The 25,350-nt window shown below is 45.8% G+C and carries 27 protein-coding genes and 1 rRNA gene; 12 read left to right on the top strand and 16 right to left on the bottom strand.

What is annotated here, in order from left to right; translation table 11 throughout:
- Nucleotides 1–133: 133 nt before the first annotated feature.
- Nucleotides 134–249 (top strand): 5S ribosomal RNA (rrf, locus tag ACYFDN_RS16500).
- Nucleotides 250–415: 166 nt separating this feature from the next.
- Nucleotides 416–1,765 carry a CDP-diacylglycerol--serine O-phosphatidyltransferase gene (gene pssA / locus ACYFDN_RS16495; RefSeq protein ID WP_483511981.1) on the top strand — a complete coding sequence of 450 codons (1,350 nt, stop codon included), beginning with the start codon at nt 416–418 and terminating at the stop codon, nt 1,763–1,765.
- 58 nt (nt 1,766–1,823) lie between these two features.
- On the opposite strand, the gene ACYFDN_RS16490 is transcribed toward pssA, so the two are convergent.
- A complete protein-coding gene (locus tag ACYFDN_RS16490) occupies nt 1,824–3,314 on the bottom strand; it encodes a CoA-acylating methylmalonate-semialdehyde dehydrogenase (RefSeq protein WP_483511979.1) in 1,491 nt (496 codons plus the stop codon).
- An 18-nt stretch (nt 3,315–3,332) separates the two neighbouring features.
- The gene (gene aptA, locus ACYFDN_RS16485) at nt 3,333–4,676 is read right to left on the bottom strand and encodes an omega-aminotransferase AptA (RefSeq protein ID WP_483511978.1); all 1,344 of its coding nucleotides are present in this window, start codon (nt 4,674–4,676) and stop codon (nt 3,333–3,335) included.
- Nucleotides 4,677–4,779: 103 nt separating this feature from the next.
- Here aptA and ACYFDN_RS16480 point away from each other — a divergent pair, with 103 nt between their 5' ends.
- Complete coding sequence (locus tag ACYFDN_RS16480; protein ID WP_483511977.1) at nt 4,780–5,697, top strand: LysR family transcriptional regulator; 918 nt, start codon at nt 4,780–4,782, stop codon at nt 5,695–5,697.
- On the opposite strand, the gene ACYFDN_RS16475 is transcribed toward ACYFDN_RS16480, so the two are convergent.
- Nucleotides 5,689–6,342, bottom strand: a complete 654-nt coding sequence (locus ACYFDN_RS16475) for an alpha/beta hydrolase (protein WP_406609991.1) — start codon at nt 6,340–6,342, stop codon at nt 5,689–5,691. The two genes, ACYFDN_RS16480 and ACYFDN_RS16475, sit on opposite strands and share 9 nt — an antisense overlap.
- Nucleotides 6,343–6,434: 92 nt before the next feature.
- On the opposite strand from ACYFDN_RS16475, the gene ACYFDN_RS16470 reads away from it, so the two are divergent.
- A complete protein-coding gene (locus tag ACYFDN_RS16470; protein ID WP_016403853.1) occupies nt 6,435–6,836 on the top strand; it encodes an SMI1/KNR4 family protein in 402 nt (133 codons plus the stop codon).
- A 5-nt stretch (nt 6,837–6,841) separates the two neighbouring features.
- Nucleotides 6,842–7,156, top strand: a complete 315-nt coding sequence (locus ACYFDN_RS16465) for an MGMT family protein (RefSeq protein WP_016403852.1) — start codon at nt 6,842–6,844, stop codon at nt 7,154–7,156.
- Between the two features lie 21 nt (nt 7,157–7,177).
- Here ACYFDN_RS16465 and ACYFDN_RS16460 read toward each other — a convergent pair whose 3' ends face one another.
- Both ACYFDN_RS16460 and ACYFDN_RS16455 read right to left on the bottom strand, forming a co-directional pair.
- The gene (locus tag ACYFDN_RS16460) at nt 7,178–7,498 is read right to left on the bottom strand and encodes a ribbon-helix-helix domain-containing protein (RefSeq protein WP_152784009.1); all 321 of its coding nucleotides are present in this window, start codon (nt 7,496–7,498) and stop codon (nt 7,178–7,180) included.
- Nucleotides 7,458–8,156 carry an AAA family ATPase gene (locus tag ACYFDN_RS16455; RefSeq protein WP_483511976.1) on the bottom strand — a complete coding sequence of 233 codons (699 nt, stop codon included), beginning with the start codon at nt 8,154–8,156 and terminating at the stop codon, nt 7,458–7,460. The genes ACYFDN_RS16460 and ACYFDN_RS16455 overlap by 41 nt, the downstream gene beginning before the upstream one ends.
- 327 nt (nt 8,157–8,483) lie before the next feature.
- On the opposite strand from ACYFDN_RS16455, the gene ACYFDN_RS16450 reads away from it, so the two are divergent.
- Both ACYFDN_RS16450 and ACYFDN_RS16445 read left to right on the top strand, forming a co-directional pair.
- Nucleotides 8,484–9,353 (top strand): Tim44 domain-containing protein, encoded by an 870-nt coding sequence (locus ACYFDN_RS16450; protein WP_483511974.1) that lies wholly within the window; start codon nt 8,484–8,486, stop codon nt 9,351–9,353.
- Nucleotides 9,353–9,685, top strand: coding sequence for a GIY-YIG nuclease family protein (locus tag ACYFDN_RS16445; RefSeq protein WP_483511973.1), 333 nt, complete (start codon nt 9,353–9,355; stop codon nt 9,683–9,685). The genes ACYFDN_RS16450 and ACYFDN_RS16445 overlap by 1 nt, the downstream gene beginning before the upstream one ends.
- Nucleotides 9,686–9,721: 36 nt before the next feature.
- On the opposite strand, the gene ACYFDN_RS16440 is transcribed toward ACYFDN_RS16445, so the two are convergent.
- A complete protein-coding gene (locus ACYFDN_RS16440; RefSeq protein ID WP_483511971.1) occupies nt 9,722–10,492 on the bottom strand; it encodes a substrate-binding periplasmic protein in 771 nt (256 codons plus the stop codon).
- A gap of 213 nt (nt 10,493–10,705) precedes the next feature.
- A complete protein-coding gene (locus tag ACYFDN_RS16435; protein WP_406609996.1) occupies nt 10,706–11,611 on the bottom strand; it encodes a DMT family transporter in 906 nt (301 codons plus the stop codon).
- 112 nt (nt 11,612–11,723) lie between these two features.
- Here ACYFDN_RS16435 and ACYFDN_RS16430 point away from each other — a divergent pair, with 112 nt between their 5' ends.
- Nucleotides 11,724–12,632: a LysR substrate-binding domain-containing protein gene (locus tag ACYFDN_RS16430; RefSeq protein ID WP_338622968.1), complete on the top strand. Its 909-nt coding sequence runs from the start codon at nt 11,724–11,726 to the stop codon at nt 12,630–12,632.
- On the opposite strand, the gene ACYFDN_RS16425 is transcribed toward ACYFDN_RS16430, so the two are convergent.
- On the bottom strand, nt 12,613–13,248 hold the full coding sequence (locus tag ACYFDN_RS16425) for a TetR/AcrR family transcriptional regulator (RefSeq protein WP_152783998.1): 636 nt from the start codon (nt 13,246–13,248) through the stop codon (nt 12,613–12,615). The two genes, ACYFDN_RS16430 and ACYFDN_RS16425, sit on opposite strands and share 20 nt — an antisense overlap.
- 278 nt (nt 13,249–13,526) lie before the next feature.
- Between ACYFDN_RS16425 and ACYFDN_RS16420 the strand changes: the two genes are divergently transcribed.
- The 4 genes from ACYFDN_RS16420 to ACYFDN_RS16405 all read left to right on the top strand — a co-directional run bounded on the left by ACYFDN_RS16420 (nt 13,527) and on the right by ACYFDN_RS16405 (nt 16,507).
- Nucleotides 13,527–14,057 (top strand): hypothetical protein, encoded by a 531-nt coding sequence (locus tag ACYFDN_RS16420; RefSeq protein WP_483511970.1) that lies wholly within the window; start codon nt 13,527–13,529, stop codon nt 14,055–14,057.
- Nucleotides 14,050–15,633, top strand: a complete 1,584-nt coding sequence (locus ACYFDN_RS16415) for a GMC family oxidoreductase N-terminal domain-containing protein (protein WP_483511969.1) — start codon at nt 14,050–14,052, stop codon at nt 15,631–15,633. The genes ACYFDN_RS16420 and ACYFDN_RS16415 overlap by 8 nt, the downstream gene beginning before the upstream one ends.
- A 67-nt stretch (nt 15,634–15,700) precedes the next feature.
- Nucleotides 15,701–16,120, top strand: coding sequence for a secondary thiamine-phosphate synthase enzyme YjbQ (locus ACYFDN_RS16410; RefSeq protein WP_016403840.1), 420 nt, complete (start codon nt 15,701–15,703; stop codon nt 16,118–16,120).
- A gap of 75 nt (nt 16,121–16,195) precedes the next feature.
- A complete protein-coding gene (locus ACYFDN_RS16405; RefSeq protein WP_152783992.1) occupies nt 16,196–16,507 on the top strand; it encodes a DUF3301 domain-containing protein in 312 nt (103 codons plus the stop codon).
- 11 nt (nt 16,508–16,518) lie between these two features.
- On the opposite strand, the gene ACYFDN_RS16400 is transcribed toward ACYFDN_RS16405, so the two are convergent.
- From ACYFDN_RS16400 to ACYFDN_RS16365, 8 genes are all read right to left on the bottom strand, one after another.
- Nucleotides 16,519–17,877, bottom strand: a complete 1,359-nt coding sequence (locus ACYFDN_RS16400; protein ID WP_483511967.1) for an MATE family efflux transporter — start codon at nt 17,875–17,877, stop codon at nt 16,519–16,521.
- Nucleotides 17,878–17,982: 105 nt separating this feature from the next.
- A complete protein-coding gene (locus ACYFDN_RS16395) occupies nt 17,983–18,699 on the bottom strand; it encodes a sulfite exporter TauE/SafE family protein (RefSeq protein ID WP_483511966.1) in 717 nt (238 codons plus the stop codon).
- Nucleotides 18,700–18,762: 63 nt separating this feature from the next.
- The gene (locus tag ACYFDN_RS16390) at nt 18,763–19,782 is read right to left on the bottom strand and encodes a Gfo/Idh/MocA family oxidoreductase (RefSeq protein WP_483511965.1); all 1,020 of its coding nucleotides are present in this window, start codon (nt 19,780–19,782) and stop codon (nt 18,763–18,765) included.
- 19 nt (nt 19,783–19,801) lie between these two features.
- Nucleotides 19,802–20,629: a hypothetical protein gene (locus tag ACYFDN_RS16385; RefSeq protein WP_483511964.1), complete on the bottom strand. Its 828-nt coding sequence runs from the start codon at nt 20,627–20,629 to the stop codon at nt 19,802–19,804.
- Between the two features lie 41 nt (nt 20,630–20,670).
- Nucleotides 20,671–21,273, bottom strand: coding sequence for a TetR/AcrR family transcriptional regulator (locus tag ACYFDN_RS16380; protein ID WP_152783986.1), 603 nt, complete (start codon nt 21,271–21,273; stop codon nt 20,671–20,673).
- A gap of 278 nt (nt 21,274–21,551) precedes the next feature.
- Nucleotides 21,552–23,666, bottom strand: a complete 2,115-nt coding sequence (locus ACYFDN_RS16375; RefSeq protein ID WP_483511963.1) for a substrate-binding domain-containing protein — start codon at nt 23,664–23,666, stop codon at nt 21,552–21,554.
- Nucleotides 23,667–23,812: 146 nt separating this feature from the next.
- A complete protein-coding gene (locus ACYFDN_RS16370; RefSeq protein WP_016403832.1) occupies nt 23,813–24,838 on the bottom strand; it encodes a GGDEF domain-containing protein in 1,026 nt (341 codons plus the stop codon).
- Nucleotides 24,839–24,975: 137 nt separating this feature from the next.
- On the bottom strand, nt 24,976–25,272 hold the full coding sequence (locus ACYFDN_RS16365; protein ID WP_221075481.1) for a putative periplasmic lipoprotein: 297 nt from the start codon (nt 25,270–25,272) through the stop codon (nt 24,976–24,978).
- Between the last annotated feature and the right edge of the window lie 78 nt (nt 25,273–25,350).

Genomic DNA, 25,350 nt, shown 5'->3' with positions numbered 1-25,350 from the left:
GCTTCCCCATGTGAAAGTAGGTCACCGCCAGGCTCTCATACTAAGCCCTCGTCTAACGACGAGGGCTTTTTACTCTAGCTAAGGAAATTTTGGCCTTGCCAACTAGCTTGAGTGAACAATGTAAAAGTTTTTGCCTAGTGGCAATAGCGTTGTGGACCCACCTGACCCCATGCCGAACTCAGAAGTGAAACGCAACTGCGCCGATGATAGTGTGGGGCTTCCCCATGTGAAAGTAGGTCACTGCTAGGCTCCAAATAGTAAAGGGCTTCCCAATGGGAAGCCCTTTTTCTTTGCGCGCCATAGTTGTGTGGAGCTAACAGCAATTTTACGCTTTGTTGATAGCTTTCTTAGTGACCAAGCTGATCCTTTGTTACAATTAGCCAAGCATAGTGCTAGTAATCAAGAATCTATATTAATGACTCCACGTTTTTCTCGTAACGCATCGTTACAGTCTCTTCCCAAAATTGCGCAAGATCCACTGCAGTTTAAAACCTTGCTGAGTGCAGAAGAGTATCGCCTTGCTCTGCTAGAGCAAATAGCTGAGGCTAAGACTCGGATTTATATCGTTGCGCTTTACCTTGAAGATGATCAAGCTGGCCGCAGCATTATGGAAGGCCTGTATTCTGCTAAACAGCATAACCCAGAGCTAGAAGTTGTTGTCTTAGTTGATTGGCATCGTGCTCAACGTGGTTTGATTGGCGACGAACAAGCCGAGGGTAATGCTGCGATGTACCGCGAGTATGAACAACGTTATCCGGGCCTTATTACCTTCTACGGTGTACCTGTGAGTAATCGCGAATTGTTTGGTGTACTGCATTTAAAAGGCAGCATTATTGATGATACGGTAGTGTATAGCGGTGCCAGTATTAACAATATCTATTTGGCGCAGCAACAGCGCTACCGCTTTGATCGCTACCACTTGATTGATAATGCTCGCCTGGCTAATGCGATGGTTGACTATGTAGAGCAGTACCTAGTGAATAGCGAAGCGGTGTCTAGTTTATCTACCAATGTGCCGGTGACTACTCGTTCGCTAAAGCCTGCTATTCGTCGTTTACGCTTGTCATTGCAACGTGAGCAATACAGTTATTATCCCCAGCAATGTGATGAAACAGAAGTTGGCATCACCCCTTTATTAGGTTTGGGGCGTCGCCAAAATTTACTCAATAAAACTATTCGCCAGCTGATCATTAAAGCCAGCCATCAAATAACCTTGTGCACGCCTTATTTTAATCCTCCGGGTAGTTTGTCTAGGGAAATTAGCAAAGCCTTAAAAAATGGTGTGAAAGTAAAGCTGATTGTTGGAGATAAAACTGCAAGTGACTTTTACAGCAAACCAGATGAGAACTTTAAGGTTATCCATGCGCTACCTTATTTGTACGAGCTGAATTTGTCTAAGTTTGTTAAACGACAGCTAAAATATATAAACAGTGGTTTGTTAAGTATTCATTTGTGGTCGCATCAAGATAATAGCTTTCACGTAAAAGGTTTGTGGGTTGATGAGCGCTATAGCTTATTAACTGGTAATAACTTGAATCCACGCGCTTGGAACTTGGACTTAGAGAATGGCTTATTAATTGATGATCCGAAAGGATTGTTGAGTGAGCAAAAGCAAGTCGAGCTGAATAATATACTGGCCCACACAAAGTTAGTGCATTGTGTCGCAGATTTAGACAGCCTGGCTAATTACCCCTTGCCAGTGAAGCGCTTGCTAAAACGAATAAACAGAGTGCGCGCTGACCGTTTGTTAAAACAAATCTTATAAGCAGCTGCCTACCTGCTTAGCCCAGCCTTAAGCTGGGCTACTAAGACAAATAACCCATTTAGCTAGGGAATGAGAAATTTACCCCTTCACGTACCGACGCTGATGGCCAACGCTGGGTAATGGTTTTACGTTTAGTATAAAAACGCACAGCATCTGGGCCGTAGGCGTGTAAATCACCAAACAAAGAACGCTTCCAACCACCAAAGCTATGATAAGAAACCGGCACAGGCAGAGGAATGTTGATACCTACCATTCCAACTTGAATGTTGTCTGAGAAGTAACGTGCTGCCTCTCCATCACGGGTATATAGGCAAGTACCATTACCAAATTGGTGCTTGTTAATCAGTTGCATACCTTGTTCCATGCTATCCACTCGAACCACACACAACACCGGTCCAAAAATCTCTTCTTGGTAGGCTTTCATTGTTTCGGTGACATGGTCGATTAGGGTTCCTCCAACGTAGAAGCCATCAGGGTAGCCCGCTACTTGAGTATTTCGACCATCTACAACAACGGTGGCACCATCTTCTTCAGCACTACTAATGTACATTTCAACTTTGTCTCGCTGTTCGGCACTAATTAGTGGTCCAAAGTCATTTTCTTTATCTGAGTAGGCACCAACCTTTAGGTTCTGCATTTGCTGAGTTAAACCATCTACCAGCTTGTCGGCAATTTCGTCACCTACGGCAACCGCAACCGATAAGGCCATACAACGTTCACCCGAGGAGCCAAAAGCTGCACCAAGTAGAGAGTTTACTGCGTTATCTAAATCGGCATCAGGCATGATGATGGCGTGATTTTTTGCCCCACCTAAGGCCTGGCAGCGCTTACCATTGGCGGTAGCGGTGCTGTAAATGTACTCAGCAATTGGGGTAGAACCCACAAAGCTCACAGCTGCAACTCGTGGGTCGGTGAGTAGGGTGTCTACGGCTTCTTTATCGCCATTCACTACATTGAAAACACCTGCCGGTAATCCTGCTTGATGAAGTAGTTCGGCAATTAGCATTGTCGCCGACGGATCTCGCTCAGAGGGTTTTAATACAAAGCTATTGCCGCACATAAGTGCCATGGGGAACATCCACATGGGCACCATCACAGGGAAATTGAATGGGGTAATCCCAGCTACTACTCCCAAGGCTTGGAATTCACTCCATGAGTCTATGCCTGGGCCAACGTTACGCGAATGTTCACCTTTAGTTACCTCCGGTGCAGCACAGGCGTATTCAACATTTTCAATACCACGGGTAAGCTCGCCCATAGCGTCATGGACGATTTTTCCGTGCTGTTGGCCTACCAGTTCACAAATGCGCTCGGCATTCTCTTCCAGCAAGGTTTTGTAGCGAAACATAATTTGGGCACGTTTTGCCACTGGCGTATCTCGCCAAGCGGGAAAAGCTTGCTGAGCAGCGCTAATGGCTTGCTCAACCGTGGTTTTGTCAGCCAAGGCAACTTGGCTAGCGACTTGACCAGTTGAAGGGTTATATACATCTTGTGAGTGCGTGTACTCGTTGTGGCTTTCGCCGTTAATTAAATGACCGATGATAGACATAAAGCTTTCCTTATAGGCTTAGGCTTGGCCTGATAGTTGATTAATGGAGTCGCCTAAGGCATTAAATAGGCTGTCGATTTCTGCTGCGCTTACGTTAAACGGAGGCGCTATTTGTATAGTGTCGGCGCCATAGCGCACGTAGTATCCTTTTTGCCACATTTGTTGGGCCACCAAAAACGGATTAAGTGCCGGCTCACCGGGTGCATGAACAAGGCTTAAGCCTGCTGCTAAGCCCATGTTTCTTACATCGCTTACTAAATCCAACTGTCCCAGCTGATGCGCAGCATGTTCAAGTATTGGGCTCATTTCCCTTACTTGCTCGAACATATGTTCTTTTTCTAATAAGTCCAAAGAGGCAAGTGCTGCGGCACAAGCAATAGGGTGAGCTGAGTAGGTATAGCCGTGGGGCAGCTCTAACATATAGTTTGGACCACCTTCGTCCATAAAGGTGTCGTAAATTTCTTGCTTGCAGGCCACAGCTCCCATAGGAATGACCCCATTGGTGAGCTGCTTGGCCATGTTAATGATGTCTGGTGTAACGCCGCAGGCCTCTGCTCCGGTTTTGTAACCTAAGCGGCCAAAAGCACAAATCACTTCATCGAAAATCAGTAAGATTTGGTGTTGGTCGCAAATCTCACGCAAACGTTTTAAGTAGCCAACCGGTGGTGGAATTACCCCAGCACTGCCGGCCATAGGTTCAACAATCACTGCCGCTATATTGGAAGCATCATGCATGGCGATTAAATCGATTAAGTCATTGGCGAGTTCAGCGCCTTGGTTTGGTTGGCCTTTAGTAAAGGCATTTTCTGGCAATACCGTATGGCGCATGTGGGCGCTATCTACACCGGCACCAAATATGGCGCGATTTGGGCCTATGCCGCCCACTGATATGCCGCCAAAGTTTACCCCATGATAGCCTTTGCCGCGGCCAATCAACTTGGTTTTACTGGCAAGGCCTTTTTTGCGCCAATAAGCGCGAGCGATTTTTAGTGAGGTATCGGCAGACTCAGAGCCTGAACCAGTGAAAAATACTCGGTTTAAGCCCTCTGGCATAAACTCGGTAATTCGCTCTGCCAGCTGAAATGATTTTGGGTGACCAAACTGAAAAGCCGGTGAGTAATCAAGCTGGCTGGCTTGTTGGGCAATGGCATCTACTATTTCTTGGCGGCCATGTCCCAAGCCGCAAGTCCACAGGCCTGACAAACCATCAAATATTTTTCGGCCGTCGGCGTCGAAGTAATATTTGCCTTTAGCTTGGCAAATCATTCGTGGATCTTGTTTGAACTGGCGATTACCTGAATAAGCCATCCAGTGGCTATCAAGTTGATTTTGAGTAATTCCCATATCTTGCAATGTGGCCATTTGCTTCTCCTAGCAAAGCTTTACGCTAGGTTTAGCCTAATGCTGGTTTTAAGTTACATAAATATGTATCTTTGAATCTAAAGTTTCATAAGGATGAAACATAATGCAGAAAATTTTGGGTCAACTTAGTGATATTGATTTACGCCTGCTAAAAGTTTTTAGGGTAGTGGTGGAATGTGGAGGCATTTCGGCAGCCGAAGTCGAACTCAATATTGGTCGCTCGACCATTAGCCGACATGTTAAGGATTTGGAGGTCCGCCTTGGGGTAACCTTATGCCAGCGGGGGCGAGCTGGGTTTGTGTTAAGTGCTGAAGGGCAACATATCTATCAATCTAGCTTGCGTTTGATGGGCGCCTTAGATGAGTTTCGCGCAGACGTTCAAGGCTTACACAAAGAGATGACCGGTAACCTAGCCATTGCCTTGTTCGATAAAACCGTCACCAACCAAGAAGCTAAAATCTCCCAAGCATTACAGCTATTCGACCAACGAGCCCCCAAGGTTAGTTTAGATTTATACGTAGAAACCTTATCGGTGATCGAAAGTGGAGTGATAGAAGGGCGTTATCATGTTGGTGTGGTGCCGGGGCCGCGTCAATCTGCCAGTTTAGCTTATCAGTGGCTATTTGATGAAAAAATGTCTCTGTATTGTGGCTATCACCACCCCTTGTTTAAACGCAGTGATATTACGATTAGCGAGCAAGAGATTGTTAGCCAAAAGTATGCTGGCCTTGGCCACAACTCACCTAATATGGATACTTCTCAGCAAAAAGGCTTTAAGCGACACGCCACCGCTTATGACCAAGAAGCAGTCGCAACTTTATTGTTGTCGGGCAGTTATTTGGCTTATTTGCCCGACCATTATGCACGTAGTTTTGTAGAACAAGGGCTGATTAGAGCCATTGGTGGCGAGGTGTTTAGTTATGACTGTCCGTTTTTAGCGGTAAATCGTATATCACCCAAACCCTCACGGATATTGGCTTGTTTCCTAGAGTGCTTAAAGCAAGCCCATCACTTAGTTTAAACGGGCACCTATCCACGCTTTAATCGCCTTTATTTGGCTCGGCGACACACTGTGCGCCATATCAAATAGGCTAAATTCCACTTGGTAGCCTAAAGCTGATAGTTGCTGATAGGCTTGCTCACCTAAGCTTGGGGCAACCACATCATCTTGTCGGCCATGCTGGATGAGGATCGGCGTATTAGCTTGGAAGTGCTGTTTAGGCAGGCTTTCATTAACTAAGTAAGTAGACATACACAACACACCTCCTAAGGCATGCTCTAGGTTTAACGCACAGTGATATGCCACCGCACCGCCTTGAGAGAAACCGGCCAAAATAATGTTTTTACTGGGGATGCCTTGAGCAAGTTGTTGCTCAATTAGCTGGCTAATTTCTTGGCTTACTTGTTCTAAGTGCTGTTGATTAATTTTACGCTGCGGTGAAAATGCCAGTATGTCGTACCAAGCGGGCATAAAGTAGCCAGCGTTTACGGTGACGGCACGCTCGGGCGCTGCTGGAAAGATAAAGCGCACTGCTGCTTCATCGGGCAGCTTTAGTTGCTTAGCTAAAGGTACAAAATCTTCTGGTCCTGCGCCTAAGCCATGTAGCCAGATAATACAATGGCGAGCAGCTTGCTCGGGTTCTACAGTTATAGCGTGAAGTGGCATGGATATTCCTTTGCTGATTGAGAGTCTTCTAGGTAAGCTGTGCACCAGTTTTAGCAACAGGCATTGTATGCCAATGCCGCGGAGAGACAAGCATGCAAGAATTAATCGATGAAATTAGAGCTGCCGATCAGTCTGGCGCCTATCCTAGTGAGCTACCAACAGAAGCGCAATTAGTTGAAGTTGAAGAACTTATCTTAATTCCCATGCCTAGTGACCTGCGTGCTTTCCAACTTACCGTGAGTAATGTTATCTGTGGTAGCTTAGAGCCTGTAACCATTAGCGACCCTTACTTACATACTTATTTGCCAGAGGTAGCGGCTACCGCATGGAGCTTAGGTTTACCGCGTGAGTTTATTCCTATTTGCCAAAATGGTGACAACTTCTACTTCATTAGCCAAGAAGGTGAAATTGGCTACTGGCAAGGCCAAGAAGATCTAGTACCAGAGTGGGATACCATCTGGGATTGGGCTAGTGAAGTTTGGATGCAAAGCTAAACAGCATGGATCAACAAGACTACCTCGCTAAGTTTTGGTTGGTGATTGGGCATATTCCAGAAGGGAAGGTGGCCACTTATGGCGGGGTTGCCGAAATGGCTGGTTATCCTCGAATGGCGCGTGCAGTAGGGCGTTGCTTAAAAACCTTACCCGAAGATTCCAATTTACCATGGCATAGAGTGATTAATGCTAAAGGCATGATTTCCTTCCCAGAAGGCTCTCCGCAATATCAATGTCAGCGTCAGCGTCTTGAGGATGAAGGGATTATCTTTCGCAATAACAAAGTGCCTCTCACCCAGCACCTTTGGCTGGGTGATTAAGCTACTTAAAGTAACTTAAGGCTATTTGGGCTTTAATATAGCCTGTTGTTTGGGTTCTTCTAAGCCTGCTAAGTGATGAGTTAATGCTCGTACCAAGTAAGACTTAGACAAACCGGTTTTTTGCTTTATTTGATCTAACTCGGCAATTACCGCTTGGTTTAAGCTAAACGTGGCATTTTTTGCTGGCTGCTTAGATGCATTGCGCCTAGCTTGTATCGGCAAGTGCACCACATTTTCGCAGCCACGAGCATACAGCTCGGCTTGCGCAATAAAGCTATCTACATCGCAAAACTGTTTCGGTTTAGAAGCCCGAGGCTTTTTCTTGAGATCGTGCAATGCCATGATCTGCCGCTCCTTGCTCACATACTATAAATTCTTCAGCAATATTGCGGATTTCTTGGGCTGCTTTTCCTTCCGGCTCAAGCTCCAACACTGTGTAGCCACGCTCTTCGCTATCGTCATAGATATTGCGATTAAAGGTGATGGCGTCTAGTACATTTAAACCGTAGGTTCTGCATACCTCTTTAGCCTCTTCAATACGCTTGTATTGGCTTGGCAACGATGGGCATTGGGTGAGTACAACTGCTTCTTTTAAATGAAAGTTTACCGCTTTACAGGTGTTAACTAACTCTTCTAAATGGGGCAGGGTTTTTATGTCACGCCGCTTTGGGCGTAGTGGAATTATAGCGTGGGTGGCAACTGCCATACTCGAGCGTAGGGCTTTGCTATCTTGCCCTCCGCAATCTACTACCACAAAGTCGAAGCGATTTTGTAGGCTAAGTAAGTCGTTGCGAATGTTGCCGTACAGTTGCACGCAGTTAATAGTTGGAAGGTCTTCTTGCTCGTTACGTGCTTGCACCCAATCGGAGCTAGTACGTTGTGGATCGCAATCAACCAAGAGAATTTCGGTATTAAAGCGTTGTTTCAAATACACCGCCAAGTTTTGGGCCAGACAGCTTTTTCCACTGCCCCCCTTTTCACCGCCAACGAGAAGTATCATGGCTAAGTCCTTTTTGTTTTGGTCTTTTGTAAGTGTCTATGTCGGCGGAATTATTGTTTTTTAGCCGACTCCCCCAGCTTAGGCGAAAAAATAATCAAAGCAATAACCCTAATTGTTTTGAGTGTTTGTAAAGGGGTTTAAGTTATTGAATTTAATATATATTAGTGGCTGTTGAACAAGCTGAATCTAGCTGTAACAAAAATTTTACATCAATACTAAAGTCGTAGTGCTTCAGCTTGCTTAGTCCTTGAGATAGTTTTCACTTGAACCTCGCTGCAAGCTGGTTACACTGCTTATCGCTGAATTACTCCTTAGAAGGCGGAGCGCATGTTAAAAAAATTGATGAGTGTTATGGCGTTGGTGATGGCGGTATTGATTATTACCCCCGACGCAGAGGCCAAACGCTTTGGTGGAGGTAAGTCTTGGGGCAAAAGCCAACCTACCTTTAAAAAACAACCAAGCCAAACTAATCAACAGGCCAATCAGCAGCAGAACCAAAACAATGGTACTGCCGCAAATACTGGCCGTCGCTCAGGGATGATGGGTGGATTGTTAGGCGGCTTATTAGCCGGCGGTTTGTTTGCTGCTTTGCTTGGCGGCGGGGCCTTTGAAGGCCTACAGATGATGGATATATTGTTATTTGCTTTAATTGCCTTTGTGGCGGTGCGTTTCTTACGTGGCCTCAACCAACAAAAGGCAGCGGCAATGAATCACCAACCCGCGCAGGCTTATCAAGGCCCTCAGGCAGAGCAACAGTGGCAACAAGGTGGCTTTGCTAGTGCTAGTCAACTTGCTAGCGAAGGCGAAGACGACGTGCCATTTAATCCGCCAGCAGGTTTTGACGCGAATGCCTTTTTAGAAGGCGCTCGTGGTCACTTTGATACTCTGCAGCGCGCTTGGAATGACAACAAGCTAGAGGTGATGCAAGAATACTTGAGCATTGAACTTTACAACGCCCTAGCTGAAGAGCGTCGCTCATACGGTTCTGAAGAAATTAATAGTAGTGTTGTGTTTATTGACGCTGAATTGGTTCGTGCTGATCACTCAATGTTAAATGCCGAAGTAAGCGTTAAATTTACCGGTAAAACACGTGATGAGATTAGCGGCCAAGAAAGCGATGTTGCCGAAGTATGGCACCTAGAGCGCAAACTCGATCAAGCTAACTCACCGTGGTTGATTGTGGGCATAGAAGCGTAATGTCTGGTGATGACTCACTAGTAGTTAAACAAGCTGCTAGTGAGTGGTTTTTATATATTATTAGAACCAAACAACAGCATTTGTATACCGGCGTGACTACCGATGTAGCGCGCCGTTTTGCTGAGCATCAACAAGGTGGTGTAAAAGGTGCCAAAGCCCTACGAGGAAAAGGCCCACTACAGTTGGTGTATCAACAGTGTTTGGCCTCTAAGCAGCAGGCCATGCGCTTAGAGCATGCCATTAAACAATTACCAAAAGCCGCTAAAGAACGCTTAGTGCAGGGAGAAATAGATTGGCAAAGTGTGTTGCCAGAACTTCACTCCAAAGCCTAAGTTACTAAGAGTTAACTTAAGCTCTACACATCAATGTTATTGCCAGTCGCTAAGTCCATAGCGATGTAAAATTTTGGCTAACTCTCCACTGTTTCTTAAACCTTGTATGCCTTCGCTTAAGCGATGAGCTAAAGCCGGGCTTTGTGGATTAGCCGGAGAAAAGGCAATGTACACTGGCTCGGTACTAAAGCTTGTGGCGAAGCGAATGTCGTTATTATCTCCCCGTTGGTGGGTGTAATAATTCACTACACTTTTATCTTCGACGTAGCCATCAATTTTGCGTTCCATCAGCAGCTTATGCATACGCTCTAGCGCCTGTTCACTGCGAACAACCACTAAGTTACGTCGATGTTGATGAGCACTAATGTAGGCATCAAGTTCATCGTTGTAGTCATAATCAGCAATCACCGCTATCGTCAGGTCTTCCAGTGAAGGAACGCCTTGATACTGCCAATTGCTATCGCTACGCATAACTAGCACTTGCTGCGCTTTACCAATGGCCAGCTTAGGGTAAATAAAACCTTCGGCTTCGCCGGCGAGTGCGCCTACCACCGCTTGATAAACACCTTTTTGAGTATGACGCAGCGCGCGTGACCAGGGCATTTCAACCAGGCTTACTTGATAATCGGGCGCAAAAACCTGCTGTGCAATCTCGATGATGTAACCCGGTGAGCGACTGTTTGCTTGGCAATTAAAAGGGCACCAGCGATCAGCGGCCAAACGCAGAGGCTCCGCTTGGCTAGCTGCGCTCGGCAAGCTAAGTACCAGCAACAGTAAGGTGGTTAAGGTGTTTTTGTAGGCTAACAAGGCGAGCTTAAATCAACGGCGACGATAGTAAGCATTGCATAATCTCAATACAGCTAGTTAATGCAGTGCATTATGCTGATTTATTGATGGATTGTACTGATTTACCTAAGGCGCCTTAGCGGTTAATTCTATGGTGCTGTTTAGCTAAGTTGACAGTAAAAGCTTTTCTTCGAGATTTAAAGCTGCTTAGGCCACAAGTTTACTGGCCTAAGCTTATAGGCCAGTGTCTGAAGCAGAACGCTTTAAGCGCTTTTGGCTTAACTGTTTTTTCCATAGGGCGAGCTGCTTTGGTAAGGGGCTTTGCAATACCAAGGGAACCACAATTAGAGCCGCGCCAAGCCAGGTTAACCAGTCGGGCATTTCACTAAAAAATAACCAGCCAAAGATAGCTGCACCAATCAATCCGGTGTATTCGGCGCTAGCAATGCTGTTGGCATTAGCTGACTTATAGGCAATGACGGAACCGGCGTGCAAAAACAAAATGAATAAGCTACTTCCACCCGCAAGGTAAAGCAGTGACCAATTAAAGCCGTGCAAGTGTGGCCAAGCCAGAGTTAGCGTGGCCGGGACAACCATTAGGTTGGTCCAAAATAAGCTGGTGACTACCGATTCTTGTTTGGGAATGTACTTTACCGTTAGGTTGCTTAAGGCAAGTGTAAGCGCTGTGCCTAAAGCTGCGATAGCTCCCCAGTTAAATTCGGTGGGGCGAATAATTACCAGCACGCCGATAAAGCCAATGAATGCGGCAGCCACTTGAGTTCGATTTACTGGGCTTTTGTGTAACCACATACCTAGTGGCAACATCATAATGGGTGCGGCGTAAAATAAGGCATTGGCGGTGGCTAGCGGCAGCGCTATTAAGGCTACCACCATGCAGCCAGAGCCCGCTAACCACAAATGCCCACGAACTACATGCACTAAGGGCTTTGCTGGCAGCTTTTGTTTGGTGAGCAAAAACAAAGGTAATAACAATAATAGCGTGCTGAGTTGGCGATATAGCAGTATTTCAAATACTGAGGCTTGCTCTCCAGCTACTTTCATCAGTGCGTCAGACAGCACCGCGATCTGATTAGCTACCACTAAAATGAGGATGGCAATAAAGGTTGAATTGTTACGCATAGCTGCCTCCCGTTAATTAATGGCTAATAGGTGAAGCAGCAGTGTAGAAGCTTGTTAAACATTAAAAAAATGATAATAATTAAGAATACATGAATAAAATTAATGTATTTGTATGCGAACTCTACCTCCACTTAATGCCTTAATTGCCTTTGAGGCTGTAGCGCGAAATCAAAGTGTTGCCAAAGCAGGCGAAGAATTAGGCATTAGCCAGAGTGCGATAAGCCACCGTTTGCGTTTGCTTGAAGAGTATTTAGCCGAGCCTTTGCTGATTAAAGTTGGCCGCCAACTACAACTTAGTGAGGCTGGGCGCAGCTACTTTAGCGAAGTAGAGCGTATTCTAAATGAACTAAGCCACATTACGCGGCAAGTAAAAGGTGAGGGGGTTGCGCAACTTAGGCTTACTGCTTACAGCTCATTTGCCTTAAAACGTTTGATACCCTTGCTTCCAAGCTTTAGGGCGCGTAACCCAGAAATTGATTTACGCTTGCAAATGATTACCGAGGAGCCGGTCTTGTCTAGCGCTACCGGCGATTTGTTCATTTGTTTTGCCGATTCAGCTCCTGGTTATGTAAGCCACTTATTGCACAAAGAACGGTTGGTGGCGGTATGTTCGCCGAGCTTTTATCAAGAAATCGACCAAAATAACTGGCGGCAAGAACTCCCACAATTTCCCTTGTTGTCTTGTGACTTAGATGAAGATGCTCAGCAACCAGGCGGGGATTGGGCTGTGTGGTCTAAGGGTCTGGGGATATCGCTGCCAAGCAATCAAGGCTTCCATAGTTTTAGCCACCAAGTACTCGCCTTAGAAGCCGCAGCAACTGGTCAAGGCATTGCGCTAGTGAGCGATTTTATGGTGGAAAAAGACATTCGCGAGGGTAGCTTAGTCGATCTACCGGTGTCTTCGGTATATACCGGTTACGACTTCTACCTTTGTTATAAACAAGCTCGCAGCCGCGACCAAGGCTTACGCGCGGTGGCAGATTGGCTGATAGAAACGGCGGCTAGTCCGCTAGAAGTTTAACTAACAGTAAACTTAAGCTGTCGACAAAGTCTAAACGCAAAATTTCAAACTCATCGTTTTGCATCACTTGCTGCATGGTCGACGAAGGGTGGCTGGTATGCCAACAACCAATAACAGCTTGATAAAGAAACATCACTTTAGTGAGAGCTTGTTGTTGGCTTAGCTGAGGCGACCAATGCAAAAACAACTTGGCTAGTTGTTCGGCCATGGTTTTGAGCTCTCGTTTAAAGCTGATGGCTTGTTCAATGTTCTCTTGTTTTTCTAATACCGTATGCAAAATGGCCGAGAGGTAACAAAAGGTAGGTTGAGCGGCAATGGTCTCGGCTAATACTCTAGGTTTTAGATTTTGCTGAGACAAACGCTCTAGCCCTAGTAATAGCTGCTTAGCCTCTTCTAAATAAAGTGCCATAAACAAGCTTTCTTTGTTGGCAAAGTAACGATACAAAGCCGGCTTTGATAGCTCGAGTTGTTCGGCAAGTTGGCTAAGTACTACCTGTTCGTAGCCATGTTCGCCTAAGGCTAGTTTAGCGGTGCTGAGTATCTGCTGGCGGCGTAATTGCTTTTGTTCAGGGCTGATGGCACGTTTTTTAATAGCTGTATTCACAATGGTATTCATTAAGCTCTTGATAGGTAAACCTTAGTCACTAATTGCGCTAAAAGCTATTTAGCAATTGCTTAGCTCTTGGCAAATCTCTTATGGGAGAGAGCAGGTTTACTGTAGCGTTCTATTATTAAGTGATAATACCGCCAAGTTTGCCGGTAAAGAAACCTAAGTTTTGCGAGCTTTGATCCAAACTTTAAATAAGTTACTCATGGAAACTTGTGTTTAGAGGTGGTGAGGTCTATATAAGTTACCAGTGGTATCTTAATTTAAGTCTTAGGGCAGGGAGCCAAGTGAAACTCAGTCGCCGTTCATTGTTAAAATACAGTATTGCTACTGCTGCGCTAGCTAGCGGAGGAGCATGGCTGGTGAGCCCTGCTTCCATAGATTTTAAACCTATGCCTAAGCTCACTTTAAAGCCGCAATACCAACAGGTGTTTTGGTACTTAATTCCTGCCTTCTTAGAAGGTGCTGTGGCTAGCGATGATGTAGCGCGAAAGCAACATGTGCTGGCCAATATCGATCAAGCGTTCAGCATTCTAGAACCCCATACCCAAGCTGAGTTAAATCAACTACTAGAGATATTAGCCTCTCGTGGAGGTTGGTTATTGCTAAGTGCCGGTGCGGCCCAACTTAGTGAGTTATCGATAGCGCAGCGCTTATTGTTGTTACAGCAATGGCAGCAGCACTATCTACAACTGTTACGACAAGCCTATCAAGGCTTACATGAACTGATTACTGCCGCTTGGTACGGTGATCCAACAGCGTGGCCAGAATTAGATTATCACCTGCCAGTACAAGCTAGGGGCTTAGTGAATGATTAAAGATATTATTGCTGAGGGCCTAGCATCGGGCTGGCAACATATTGATGGGGCCAGCCAACAAGGTGAGCAAGAGCTAGATTGTGACGTACTAATTATTGGCAGTGGTGCCGGTGGCGGGATCAGTGCGCAAGTGCTTAGCCAGGCAGGGCTTAAAGTGATGATCGTGGATGAGGGGCCACTCAAAAGCAGTCAAGACTTTAAGATGCAAGAGCGCAGCGCTTACCCCGACTTATACCAAGAATCGGCTGCACGAAAAACCAAAGATAAAGCCATAAGCATTTTCCAAGGGCGTTGTGTGGGCGGCTCAACCACGGTGAATTGGACCACCTCTTTGCGTACTCCAGAGCCCACTTTGCAGCATTGGCAACAGCGCTGGGGTTTTAAGCAGGTAAATTCGCAAAGCCTTGCGCCTTACTTTGTTAAGGCAGAACAAATGTTGGGCATTAGCCCTTGGCTGCAAACAAATCAAAACAATGCTTTATTGGCGAAAGGCTGCGAGGCTTTAGCGTGGTCTTATCAAGCGATACCTCGCAATGTAAAACAGTGTTGGGACTTAGGTTACTGCGGAATGGGTTGTCCAACCAACGCTAAGCAGTCGATGTTAGTAACAACAATTCCAGCTGCGCTCAGTGCTGGCGCTACCTTGTTAAGTCGGTTTCGAGTGCAAACTTTGCATTTCGATAAAGGTGCTATCACCGGTGTGCAATTGCAGGCTTTAAATACTTCGCAGCGCCTACATGGCGCGGGTATTAAGATTAAAGCGCGCCAGGTAGTGTTGTCGGCAGGTGCTATTGGTAGCCCTGCTGTGCTGTTACGCTCCAAGGTTCCAGATCCTTATCAGCTAGTGGGTAAACGAACCTTTTTGCACCCAAGTGTGATGAGTGGGGCGGTGTTTGAGCAAGCCGTTAATAGCCACCAAGGTGCGCCGCAATCGGTGTATTCCGATCACTTTGTATGGCGAGAAGGCAGTGAAGGAGAGTGTGGCTACAAACTGGAAGTACCTCCAGTACACCCCATTCTGTTGGCCACTAAAATTAGCGGCTTTGGTCAGTTTCATAGTGACATGATGCAGCAGATTAACCACCTTCAAGTCACCATTGCCTTGCTGCGCGACGGCTTTAATGAGCAAAGTATTGGCGGGCAAGTGCAGCTTCGCGATGATGGAAGCCCTGTGTTGGATTACCCAATCAGTAATTTTGTGTGGCGCGGAGCGCGTCGGGCGTTATTGAGCATGGCTGAGTTGCAGTTTGCTGCAGGCGCTAAACAAGTATTTCCCTTGCATGAACAAAGCAGGCTAGTGAGTTCATGGCCGCAGGCCAAGGCTATGATTGAGCAATTGCCAATGCAGGCCTTGGCTACGCGCTTAGCGTCGGCGCATGTGATGGGAGGTTGTGCCATGGGAGGCGATGAACAAACATCCTTAGTAGATGAAGAGGGTATTTATCGCTGGCTGGATGGCTTAAGCGTTATTGATGGCTCGGTGTTTCCTACAAGTTTAGGTGCTAATCCGCAACTTAGTATTTATGCTATGGCTTTAAGAAATGCCGAATTGCTGGCAAAACGCTTACAAGCTTAAGCAAAGCGTTTACAAACCAAGCTAGCCACTGCTAGTCTTAAACAAAGATTAAAAAAGGCCTAGCTTCATGTGGTTACAACGTTTGGTAAGGTTAAAGGCGCGACCGCGCGGCTTTCATCTAATTACCGAAGAATTGATTTTGCAGTTACCTGAGCTGCAAGATTTTAAAGTGGGCTTGTGCCACCTTTTATTGCAGCACACCAGTGCCAGCTTAAGCTTGAATGAAAATGCAGATCCCAGTGTTCGAGCCGATTTAGACGCTCATCTAAATAAAATGGTGCCGGAAAATGCCCCCTATTTTGAGCACACCTACGAAGGTGCCGACGACATGCCTGCTCATATTAAAAGTAGCATGCTAGGGGCCGAATTAACCCTGCCGATAAACCGAGGCGAGTTGGCATTGGGAATATGGCAGGGCATTTACCTTGGTGAGCATCGTAATCAAGGTGGTAATCGGCAAATTATCGCAACCATCTCTGGTGAATAGTCGTTGTATAGCTTTACTTGTTATTCACAATACCGTCCCAATATCTTAAGCAAAGTCTTTATCTAAGTTGGCGCCATGGATCTGTTAGCTATATTTCTGCTCACCTTTATTGTGATGTTCTTTTGGCGTCGCCGAAAAGACGCTGAGCGTGCTCAACACTTAATCAAACAAAAATGTAAGACGCTAGAACTACAGCTACTTGAAGTAAATTTTAAGCAAGAAAAACCGCAGAAAATGGCAGGCTACTGGCGTTGGTGTCGTTACTACCAATTTGAATTTTCTTCCACTGGCGACAGCCGCTATCAAGGCCAACTGATTATGGCTGGCAGCCAATACAAATTTGAGTTACCCGTTTACCGAGTGGGTGATGATTTGTATGAGGGGTAGGCTAAGCGCTGCTAATCGTACATCAGCGTTTCTGCTTTATTACTATCAAACTCTTTCAAAGATTTACGTGCTAGCTGCCTAAAAGGTAGGGCTTTTACTATTTCTTCAAAGGGCTGAATAGCAAAGGCCCAAAAGATTGATACCTCAAAATAAAGAATCAGCAGTGCGCACAATGGAATAGAGATTAGCCATTGCCCGATAAAGTTGATCTTAAACACGCTAGTGGTTTTACCTAAAGCGCGTAAGGCATGTCCATGTACTGTATTGTAACCCCGCACTATCGGCAAAAAGATATACAAAGGTGCGATGAGACTAAGCGCTTGATAGGTTTCCGCATCTAAATCGGGGTAGATATTTGGCAGCATAAAACTAAGCCCGGCAAATAACAGCGCACAAATCACCGATATTGCTACAGAAACATCAATACTTTTGTTCACATTTGCGCTTAAGTCATCGAGCTTTCTTGAACCAATGGCTTGGCTAATACTAATCGCAGAAGAGTGTGCCCAAGCGGCAATAAACTGGGTGCCGGCCCTAAGCCAAGGCATCACCAAAGTAATGGCCACGTAAGCGTTAATGTTGAGCTGGGAGTACAGCAGCTGATAAACACTAATGCCAATTTGCAGGATGGTAACGTTCACCGCTACCGGGAAGATTTCTTTACTATGTAGCCGAATGCTATTAAACAAAGCTGGCATCGACTGATTTAAACTTAGCTGTAGGCTTTGATCGGCTTTTAAACACAAACTCAAATAGCTCATGCGGATAACGATCGCTATTAAGCTACCCAAGGCTGCGCCCTCTACACCCATGCCCGAAAACTCACCCCAGCCATGAATGAGTAAATAAGATAGCAAGGCGTTGATTGGCATTTCGATGAGGTAGCCTTGCAGCGGGATTTTACTTTTTCCTTGGCTGTTGAGCAGGGCGATCATCACTTGGGTAACGGCGGTAAATAGCACCAAGTATTTAGAAATGGCTAAGTAGCTCATAATTTGTTGCTGTAGCGCAATGTCATCGGCGAGCGCGCCAACAATGGCTTGGTCACCAAGGTGCAACACTAACCAAAAGATTATCGCTACAGTTACATTGATTGCTAAACCAGACCAAAAACCTTTGGCTATTGCTTGCTTATTGCCCGAGCCGATTGCTCGACTAAGCACTAATTGTGAGCCGTTGGCCAAGGCCATTTGAATACCCATGATAAAGGCTACCAGGGTCGCCGCTATACCCATAGCAGCTAGAGGGATCTCGCCCAGCGGGGACACCAACAAGGTGTCTACCATCAACATTGATTGCATTAATAGGCCGTTTAATGCGAGCGGCCAAGCTAAGGCGATATTCTTTTTAAGGTAGGATTGGCTCGGCACAACAGTCTCTAGTTATAGCAATCAATTTAGGATAATCAGTAGTATATGTGGTTTTGTATTACAAATTAAGTTGATAGATCAAATTCTGTTGAAATAAGCAGCGTTTTATTGAGACATTAAAAAATAACTTAGCATGGCGCTACCACCAGAAATGGCACATAAACTTAACGAGAATGTACGAATCCATTGCTGTGGAAAGCGTTTGCCGTAGCGTCGCCCCAGAAAAGCCCCTAACAACGCAGCAGGAATTAAAGGCAGAGTCGCATATAAATGCGTTAGCGACATAAATCCTACCGACGTTTGCACTATTAACGACATAAAGCAGCTAGCAACAAAAAAAGCCGACAGATTTGCTCGTAAATAGCTGGCTTGCTGATGTTGTAATAGCAAGGCCATTGGTGGGCCGCCAATTGAGCTGCTCGTTCCCATAAAACCAGAGATGAATCCGGCTATTGCCATGCGCCTAGGTGTGGGAGCGATACGAATAGGAAACAAGCTAATGGTTACGGCGATAATTACCGACAAACCTAACCAAAAAGACAAACTTGCTAGGTCGGCCCACAGCAATAAAAGTCCGCCTGCAACAGAGCCAGGGATACGGCCGATTATCGCTGCTTTTAAGCCGCCAAATGCAATGCTGTGTCGGTATTCAATGGCACTTAAGCTTGCCACTACCAGTGCAACCACAACCATGGGGCCTGGTACATAAACAGGGGAGAGCTGGAACAATAATGGCGCAGCAATTACCGCTAGGCCAAAACCTATGGTGTATTGCACAAATGCACCGCTTAACACCAGTAAACAGGCTAACAGTGTAATCACTTTGCCACCTCACTCACCCAAGCCTTGGCTAAGCAAAGTGGGTCGTTGATAAAAGCTATTCGCCTAATTAAGCGAACATATCGTTTGTTGCTGGTGGCTAAGAGTAGCTAGTTCGATTAAGGCAATTACTTCGCTGGCTTGCTGAGCACTTACGGCAAGCGGTTCACCCTTAGTCACTGCATTTACAAAGTTATCATAAAATGCCAAATAATTACCTTTAATTAATGACTTATGCAACAAGGCTTGGCCTGCTAAGTGAATTTCGCTGCGATTATTGTCTTGGCCAAATATCGCTGCATTGGCCGACAAGCCAGCTGCAAGTTGCTGCTCTTGAGGATCCATGCCCCATTTAGCGTAGGAGCCTTTGCTACCATGTACCTGAAAGCGTGGGCCTGGCTCAACCATTAAGGAATTACAGCTAAGCTGTATTTTTTTGTCGGGATAAATCAGCTGTAGGTCAAAGCTGTCAGGTGTTACCGCCCCGTCACGCTGAGTATCCAGATGAGCCCATAGTTTGTCTGGTTTACCAAATAAGCTAAGTACTTGGTCGATAAGGTGAGCGCCCAAATCGTAGAGCACTCCGCCGCCTTGAGGGTCGAGCTCCTTCCAGCGTTGTTTCACTACTGGGCGATAGCGGTGAAAATGGGCGGAATAACTATGAATACGACCAAGGCTTTGGCTAGCAAGCAGCTGAGAGATGGTTAAAAAATCACTGTCCCAGCGGCGATTATGAAACACGCTTAAACACTTACCGGTTTGGTCTGCGATTTGTTGCAGTTGCAGACATTGTTCGCTGGTTATGGCCAAGGGTTTTTCAACGATTACATGTTTGCCGGCTAGCATGGCTTGTTCGGCTTGCTCTGCATGCAGCGAGTTGGGGCTGGCGATAACGACAATATCGATGTTGGGGTGATTGATCAGTGTATCGCTGTCCAAACATAATGCCTTGGGGTAAGCGTCGGCAATCTCTTGCTTGCGAGAGCTTGCTATGGCAAATACGTTCAGCTGCTGATGGGCGCTAATCAATGGGCCGTGAAATACTCGACCAGATAAACCAAATCCAATAATACCAACGTTTAACATGCGTGCTCCTATAATGGGCTTAAGGCAAAGGAATTGTTGCTAGCTTAGCCGCCTCAGGTTGCTGGCGTATGACCGAAAGTAACCAAAGTTGCTCGCCGTCGCTAGCAATGGCTTGCGCGGTATCGGCTTGTTCCAATGCTATTACCTGCAGCACTTCCCCAGATTGTGGCTCAATTTCCAATAGGCTACTGTATCGAGAGCTGAGCACAAACCAACTACCTTGATGCAAAGTCATGCTGCCTAATTGATATTGAGAGAGCTGATCTTGCTGGCCTGTGCGGCTCAGCTCAAAGCTTTGTTGTTGTTGACCGTCGCGGTTGCCGCGATAACAGCGTTTTAGGCCTTCGCGTTCGCAGGTATAAAGAAGTTGAGCTTGTGGATCCCAGATCAAACCTGCTGTTTTATGATGTAAGCCGTCACGTAACCATTTGCGCTTATCTACAAACTTCCAGCTTTGCTCGGCTAGCTCAAAATACAATAAGCGTGCATCGCTGGAAATACCCACTAGATGATCATCTAACAAGACTAAATCGGCGATATCGCCACTGGCGGGTAACTCTTCTAGTCTGGCTTCGGTGAGCGGCGGGTTAAGGTAAGCCAGTTTTGCAGAACCAGTGACTAACACGGTTTGTGGTGCCAGAGTGCCAATTAACCAGTGCTGTTGTTTTGGCAGCCACAAAAGGCTGGCCGCATTTGGTATGCCGTTTAGTTGCGCGACTAACTGCGGTTTTACGCTGTGCTCTGCTAAAGGACTATCTTGAAACTCACTACTTGGCGGTGGAAACATCACCAAGCCGACCAGGGTGCCAATCATTAAAAGGGCGATTAAACCAATAACTTTAAACATGCTGTGCCCACCTTGGCGACATCGATAAAAACCCGTAGCTTTTATGGCTTAGGCTGGTAATAACTTAAGAACATGGCAATGCAGCTTTCTACAAGTTCTGCTTGTTCGTCAGCGCTTGGCATTGGCATGCGGTTGATAATTTGTGGCCAAAAACAGCGGCCTTTTAACATGGACAAAAACTGACTACTTACCAAGCTAGGGTTTTCACTTTGGATGCGTCCATCTTTAATGGCACATTCAAACCAATAATTGATGCTGTTTTCTAAGGTAGCCATATGTTGCATGGTTGCAACCATTTGCTCTGGCATATGAATCGCTTCGGCAATCACTAATCGAGCAAGGTCGATAAACTCGGGATCGGCAAATAACCTTAATTCTTTTTGCGCCAGTTGCTGCAGTTGTTCTGCCAAACTCAGTTGACTGGAATAGTCCATTTTAGTGGCTGCAGAAATCAAATCTAGCATCATGCTAACAATGCCAATAAACAAAGCCTGTTTACTGGGAAAGTGGTTATAAACAGTGCGTTTACTTACTTGAGCCGTTTGAGCAACGCGATCCATGCTGGTGGCGGCATAGCCACTAGCCTTAAATTCAGCGATAGCTGCATTGATTATTTGAGCGCGTTTTTTTTGGCTAAGAGTCATTGTTCAGGAAAAATTAATTTAAGCGGAATTGCTGTTGTCTGATTCTAACAAATTTAGTAAATGCATGGGCTAACAAATTGCCGCTGATTGTTCATTGAAATGTCACCTGCAGGTTCGCAATAACAGCCACACTGGGAAGGAGAATTGAGCATGGGCTTTCAAGATGAACCAAGACACTGTGTTAGAGCGAGAGTGGCAATACCCACCTTATGAGCGAAGTGATATTAGTAAAAAACTAAGCGGTTTACCTCCCAGTTTACGCCAGTATTATTTGTTACTTAGTTGGCCGCTTCAGTTTGGTTTAGCGCCTGCTGTGGAATCGAGATAATAAAGCGAAAGCCTTTTTCTGGTTGAGTATCAACGTGTAGCTGCCACTGCAGTTTTTGGGTGATGAGGTTATACACGATATGCATACCTAAGCCGCAGCCCCCTTGGCCTCGGGCTGTAGTATAGAAGGGCTCGAAAATGTGGCTTACGGTTTCTTGGCTGGCACCTTTTCCTGTATCGGCTACGATGAGTTGCGCGCCTTGGCCAGCTTTTTCTAGGGTAATACTGATTTTGCCTTCGGCTTTTCCATGGTCGAGACCGTGAATAAGCGCATTGCCAAACAAATTGGTAATTACTTGGGCGATCGCTCCCGGATAGGTAAATACATGCAGGTTTGGCTCTAGCTGAGTATCGAGGCTAACCTTAGTGCCCTTAAGTTGATGTTGTAAGCTACGGAGAACTTTGTTGATGTAGTCGGCAAGGTTAATACTGCGCTGCTCTTCGTAGCTTTGGTCTACTGCAACTTGCTTAAAGCTGGTGATAAGTTCTGCAGCGCGTTGCGCACTGCTAATGATAATGTCGCTGGTATTGGAGGCATCATCAACAAACTTTTCAAAATTGGCTTTGGTAAGCTGCTGGTTTTTCATTTGAGAAGCCAACAGCGCTATTTGTTCTTTAAGGTGGCTTGCTGCTAGTAAACTGTTGCCCAAAGGGGTATTTATTTCATGAGCAACGCCACTGACCAAGCCGCCTAAGGCGGCCATTTTTTCACTTAACTCAACTTGAGCTTGGTATTGTTTGGTTTCTTCGAGTAGCCGCTGGTGGTCAATAATATCGGCGATTTGTGGTGCCATAAATTCGATGAATTCAGCATGCACACCTTCAGTAAGCGCTACCATGTAGCCAAAGTGCTGGTTACCACTTTTAAGTTCGCTTATCACCCATAAGCCTTGATGCGCTTTGTCGCCAATGACTTCCTCAAAGGCGGCTGGCAAGGGCGTTACCGATTCTGCTAAGGCTAGGCTGCCAGGTTGTAAGCGGTGAGCCAAATAAGTGTGGCTTTTTCCTTGTTCACTAAAGCCTTGCTGATAGATATACAGCTCAGGTATACCTAGCTCGTCTAGGGTGGGTTGCGCTTGGGTTAAAATTGCATCTAAGGTTTGTCGTTGGTGCAGCAAGCGAGTTACTGCTAGACGCTGGGCATTGCTGTCGCGCTGTTGGATAAGCAAACGGTTTTGCTCGTCGTTGCTGCGTAGCTCTACATCTTTTGCTGGAGCTCCGGTGCTCGCTCGGAGTATCGACATGGTTTCTAATTGATATTGGGCGTCGAGAGTTGCTCCATTAATGCTTTCGACCACTAATTGCGCCGCAAGAGAACCAGTGCGCTGAGCGGGATAAATTGCGGTGGTGAGGCTAGGGCGAATGGCATCGGCATATTCAAAATCATCAAAGCCACTTACTTTTACTTGCTCTGGAATAGCCACCTGTTGCTTATCGAGTTCTTCGATTACACCTTTGGCGCTTAGGTCATTAACACACATAATGGCATCGGGCAGACGCTGCTGCTTGGCTAGCCATTGATGGCAGAGTTTGCCTGCACCAACCGGTGTCATATCGCCATGCAGGTGTTGTTCAGGAGCGTGACTTAAACCATGTTCTGCGAGTACATCTCTAAAGGCTTTATAACGTTGCTGGGAGTCAAAATTGTTTTCTGGGCCGTCGATATACAGAATGTCTTTGCAGCCAATCTCTAGCATATGCTGGGTGAGTTGATACATGCCGCTGTAGTTATCGACCAGTACCGATGGAATGCCTTCTATCACCGATCCAACATTCACGATGGGTAGCTCACCAATCGCTTCAACTACTTTGCGCATTACCTTATCTGAGGTCTTGTAGCCTACACCGCCGCCGTATAAGACCACCCCGTCTATATCTAGTTTGCTTAATTGTTTTATAAGCCATAGATCTTTGTCTTGAAAATCTTGCTCATCAGGGAGGTAGCCAACAGGCATGAATAGGCAGCTATATAATTGCGGATCAAGACTCGTTTGAATGCCTCGAATCACCTGCTGATCGATGGTTTGAGACAAGGTTGGCAATATAATCGCAATGCGTTTTTTCATTTAGAACAATAGTTTTGGTGTTAATACCTTTCAATGTAACAAGTGAAACTGAGATTGCTGTGATTTAGCTAGGAGAATTGTTAATAAATTGTATTTTTGCGGCTTACCGGCATGCTTCTTTTGGCAAAGAAGCATGCCGGTCACATTTAGCTAACGATAGGCATTACTCGATTGCGACCTAGCCTTTTGGCTTCGTAAAGCTGGGTATCTGCTGCATCAACAATCGCCCGAGACTTACTCACCACGTTGTATTCGGCCACACCAAAGGAGCTTGTGATGTTGTCGATACGTTGGTTGGAGCGACGATCTTTAAGACTGAGCTTCTCAATGGCTCGGCGAACCGACTCAGCTAAATGGCGCGCTGAGCGTAGGTTAGATTTAGGGCAGATAATGGCAAACTCTTCACCGCCAATTCGATAGGCTTTTGCGCCATCGCGACATGCTTCGTTAATCCGCTTAGCCACAATTTTTAGTACTTGGTCACCGAGAACGTGGCCGTAATTGTCGTTAAAGGCTTTAAAGTGATCGATATCGGCCAGAATAATGCACAAACCTTCCGGGCTTGAATCGAACAAGTCTTTAAAATCTGCGTCAAAGGCGCGTCTATTCAACGCGCCAGTAAGCGCATCGTAGAGAGCTTCTTTCTCGGTTTCTTTAAGTTGATTCTTTAGGTTCTCGATTTCAGCTTGGGCTTTGCCTAATTGAGAGTTGAAAAAGTCGGTGCTTTGTCGAATGCTGGCGGCATCGTCAATCAGGTTACGGACTAAGCCAAGCACTTGTTCTAGTGGAATGCCGTCTTCTTCAATGCGATTTAATTTGGCGAAGTTCTTATCTATGCTGGATTGGAAGGCGTTGGTATCTGAGCCAGTATCGGTCATGGTTTGTGACAGCTCGGTGGCCATGGCTTCTAGGCTATGGCGCATGCTTTTCACATCTAATTCTTCTTGGCTAGCAATATGATTTTGATAAAGGATTTGGCTGCTAGTAGTGGGAACGGTGTCGTATTCGCTAATGATTTCGTCAATGGCTGCATTTAGCTCAGGGTTTTGATCATCAACGTACAAATACCATAAGGCATAGTTGCTAGGAGTGGCAGGAATTTGATGCTTCATCATCAAAGGCACAGCTTTTTTTAAATTTAGGGTCGCTTTCTTTAAAATTTTATCGCTCATATGAGCTCCATCGATACTCGTTGCTTAACGCCATTCGCAGCCTGCTTATTTGGCGTTGTAAACAATACGGCTTTTGTTAATCAATAATGAACCAACAGGAGCCGAGTAAGCTCCTTCATTCGAGGTTATCAAACTTACTATGAAGCCTCGGGACACTGGTAAACATGTGCGCTAACTAACTCAGGCTCGGCTGTAGTTAAAGGAATCAGTTGCACTGCATTACCTTTAAGGCTAATAACCCGCTGGCTTAACTCTTGTTTGCCGCTATCGCTGTCTAAACTTTGCGGGTCTACGTTAAATACCCCTAGAATATTACAATCAACCACATCGGTTGATTTCTCGGTAATCATCACACCTTGGTTTTGTTCAGGAGCAGAGCTTGAACAAGCTCCCAGTAAGGCAATGGCGCTGGCAACAATGAGAGTTTTTTTCATCGCGATTCCTACAATTTCAACGAATTAGTAAATAAAGGATATTTTTCTTATCAATAGCTTAGTAAATTTTGCTCAGCT

The organism is Agarivorans sp. D1326, from assembly GCF_056958115.1.
The sequence above is the reverse complement of the archived record's forward strand: the minus strand, read 5'-3'. Positions and strand labels throughout refer to the sequence as shown.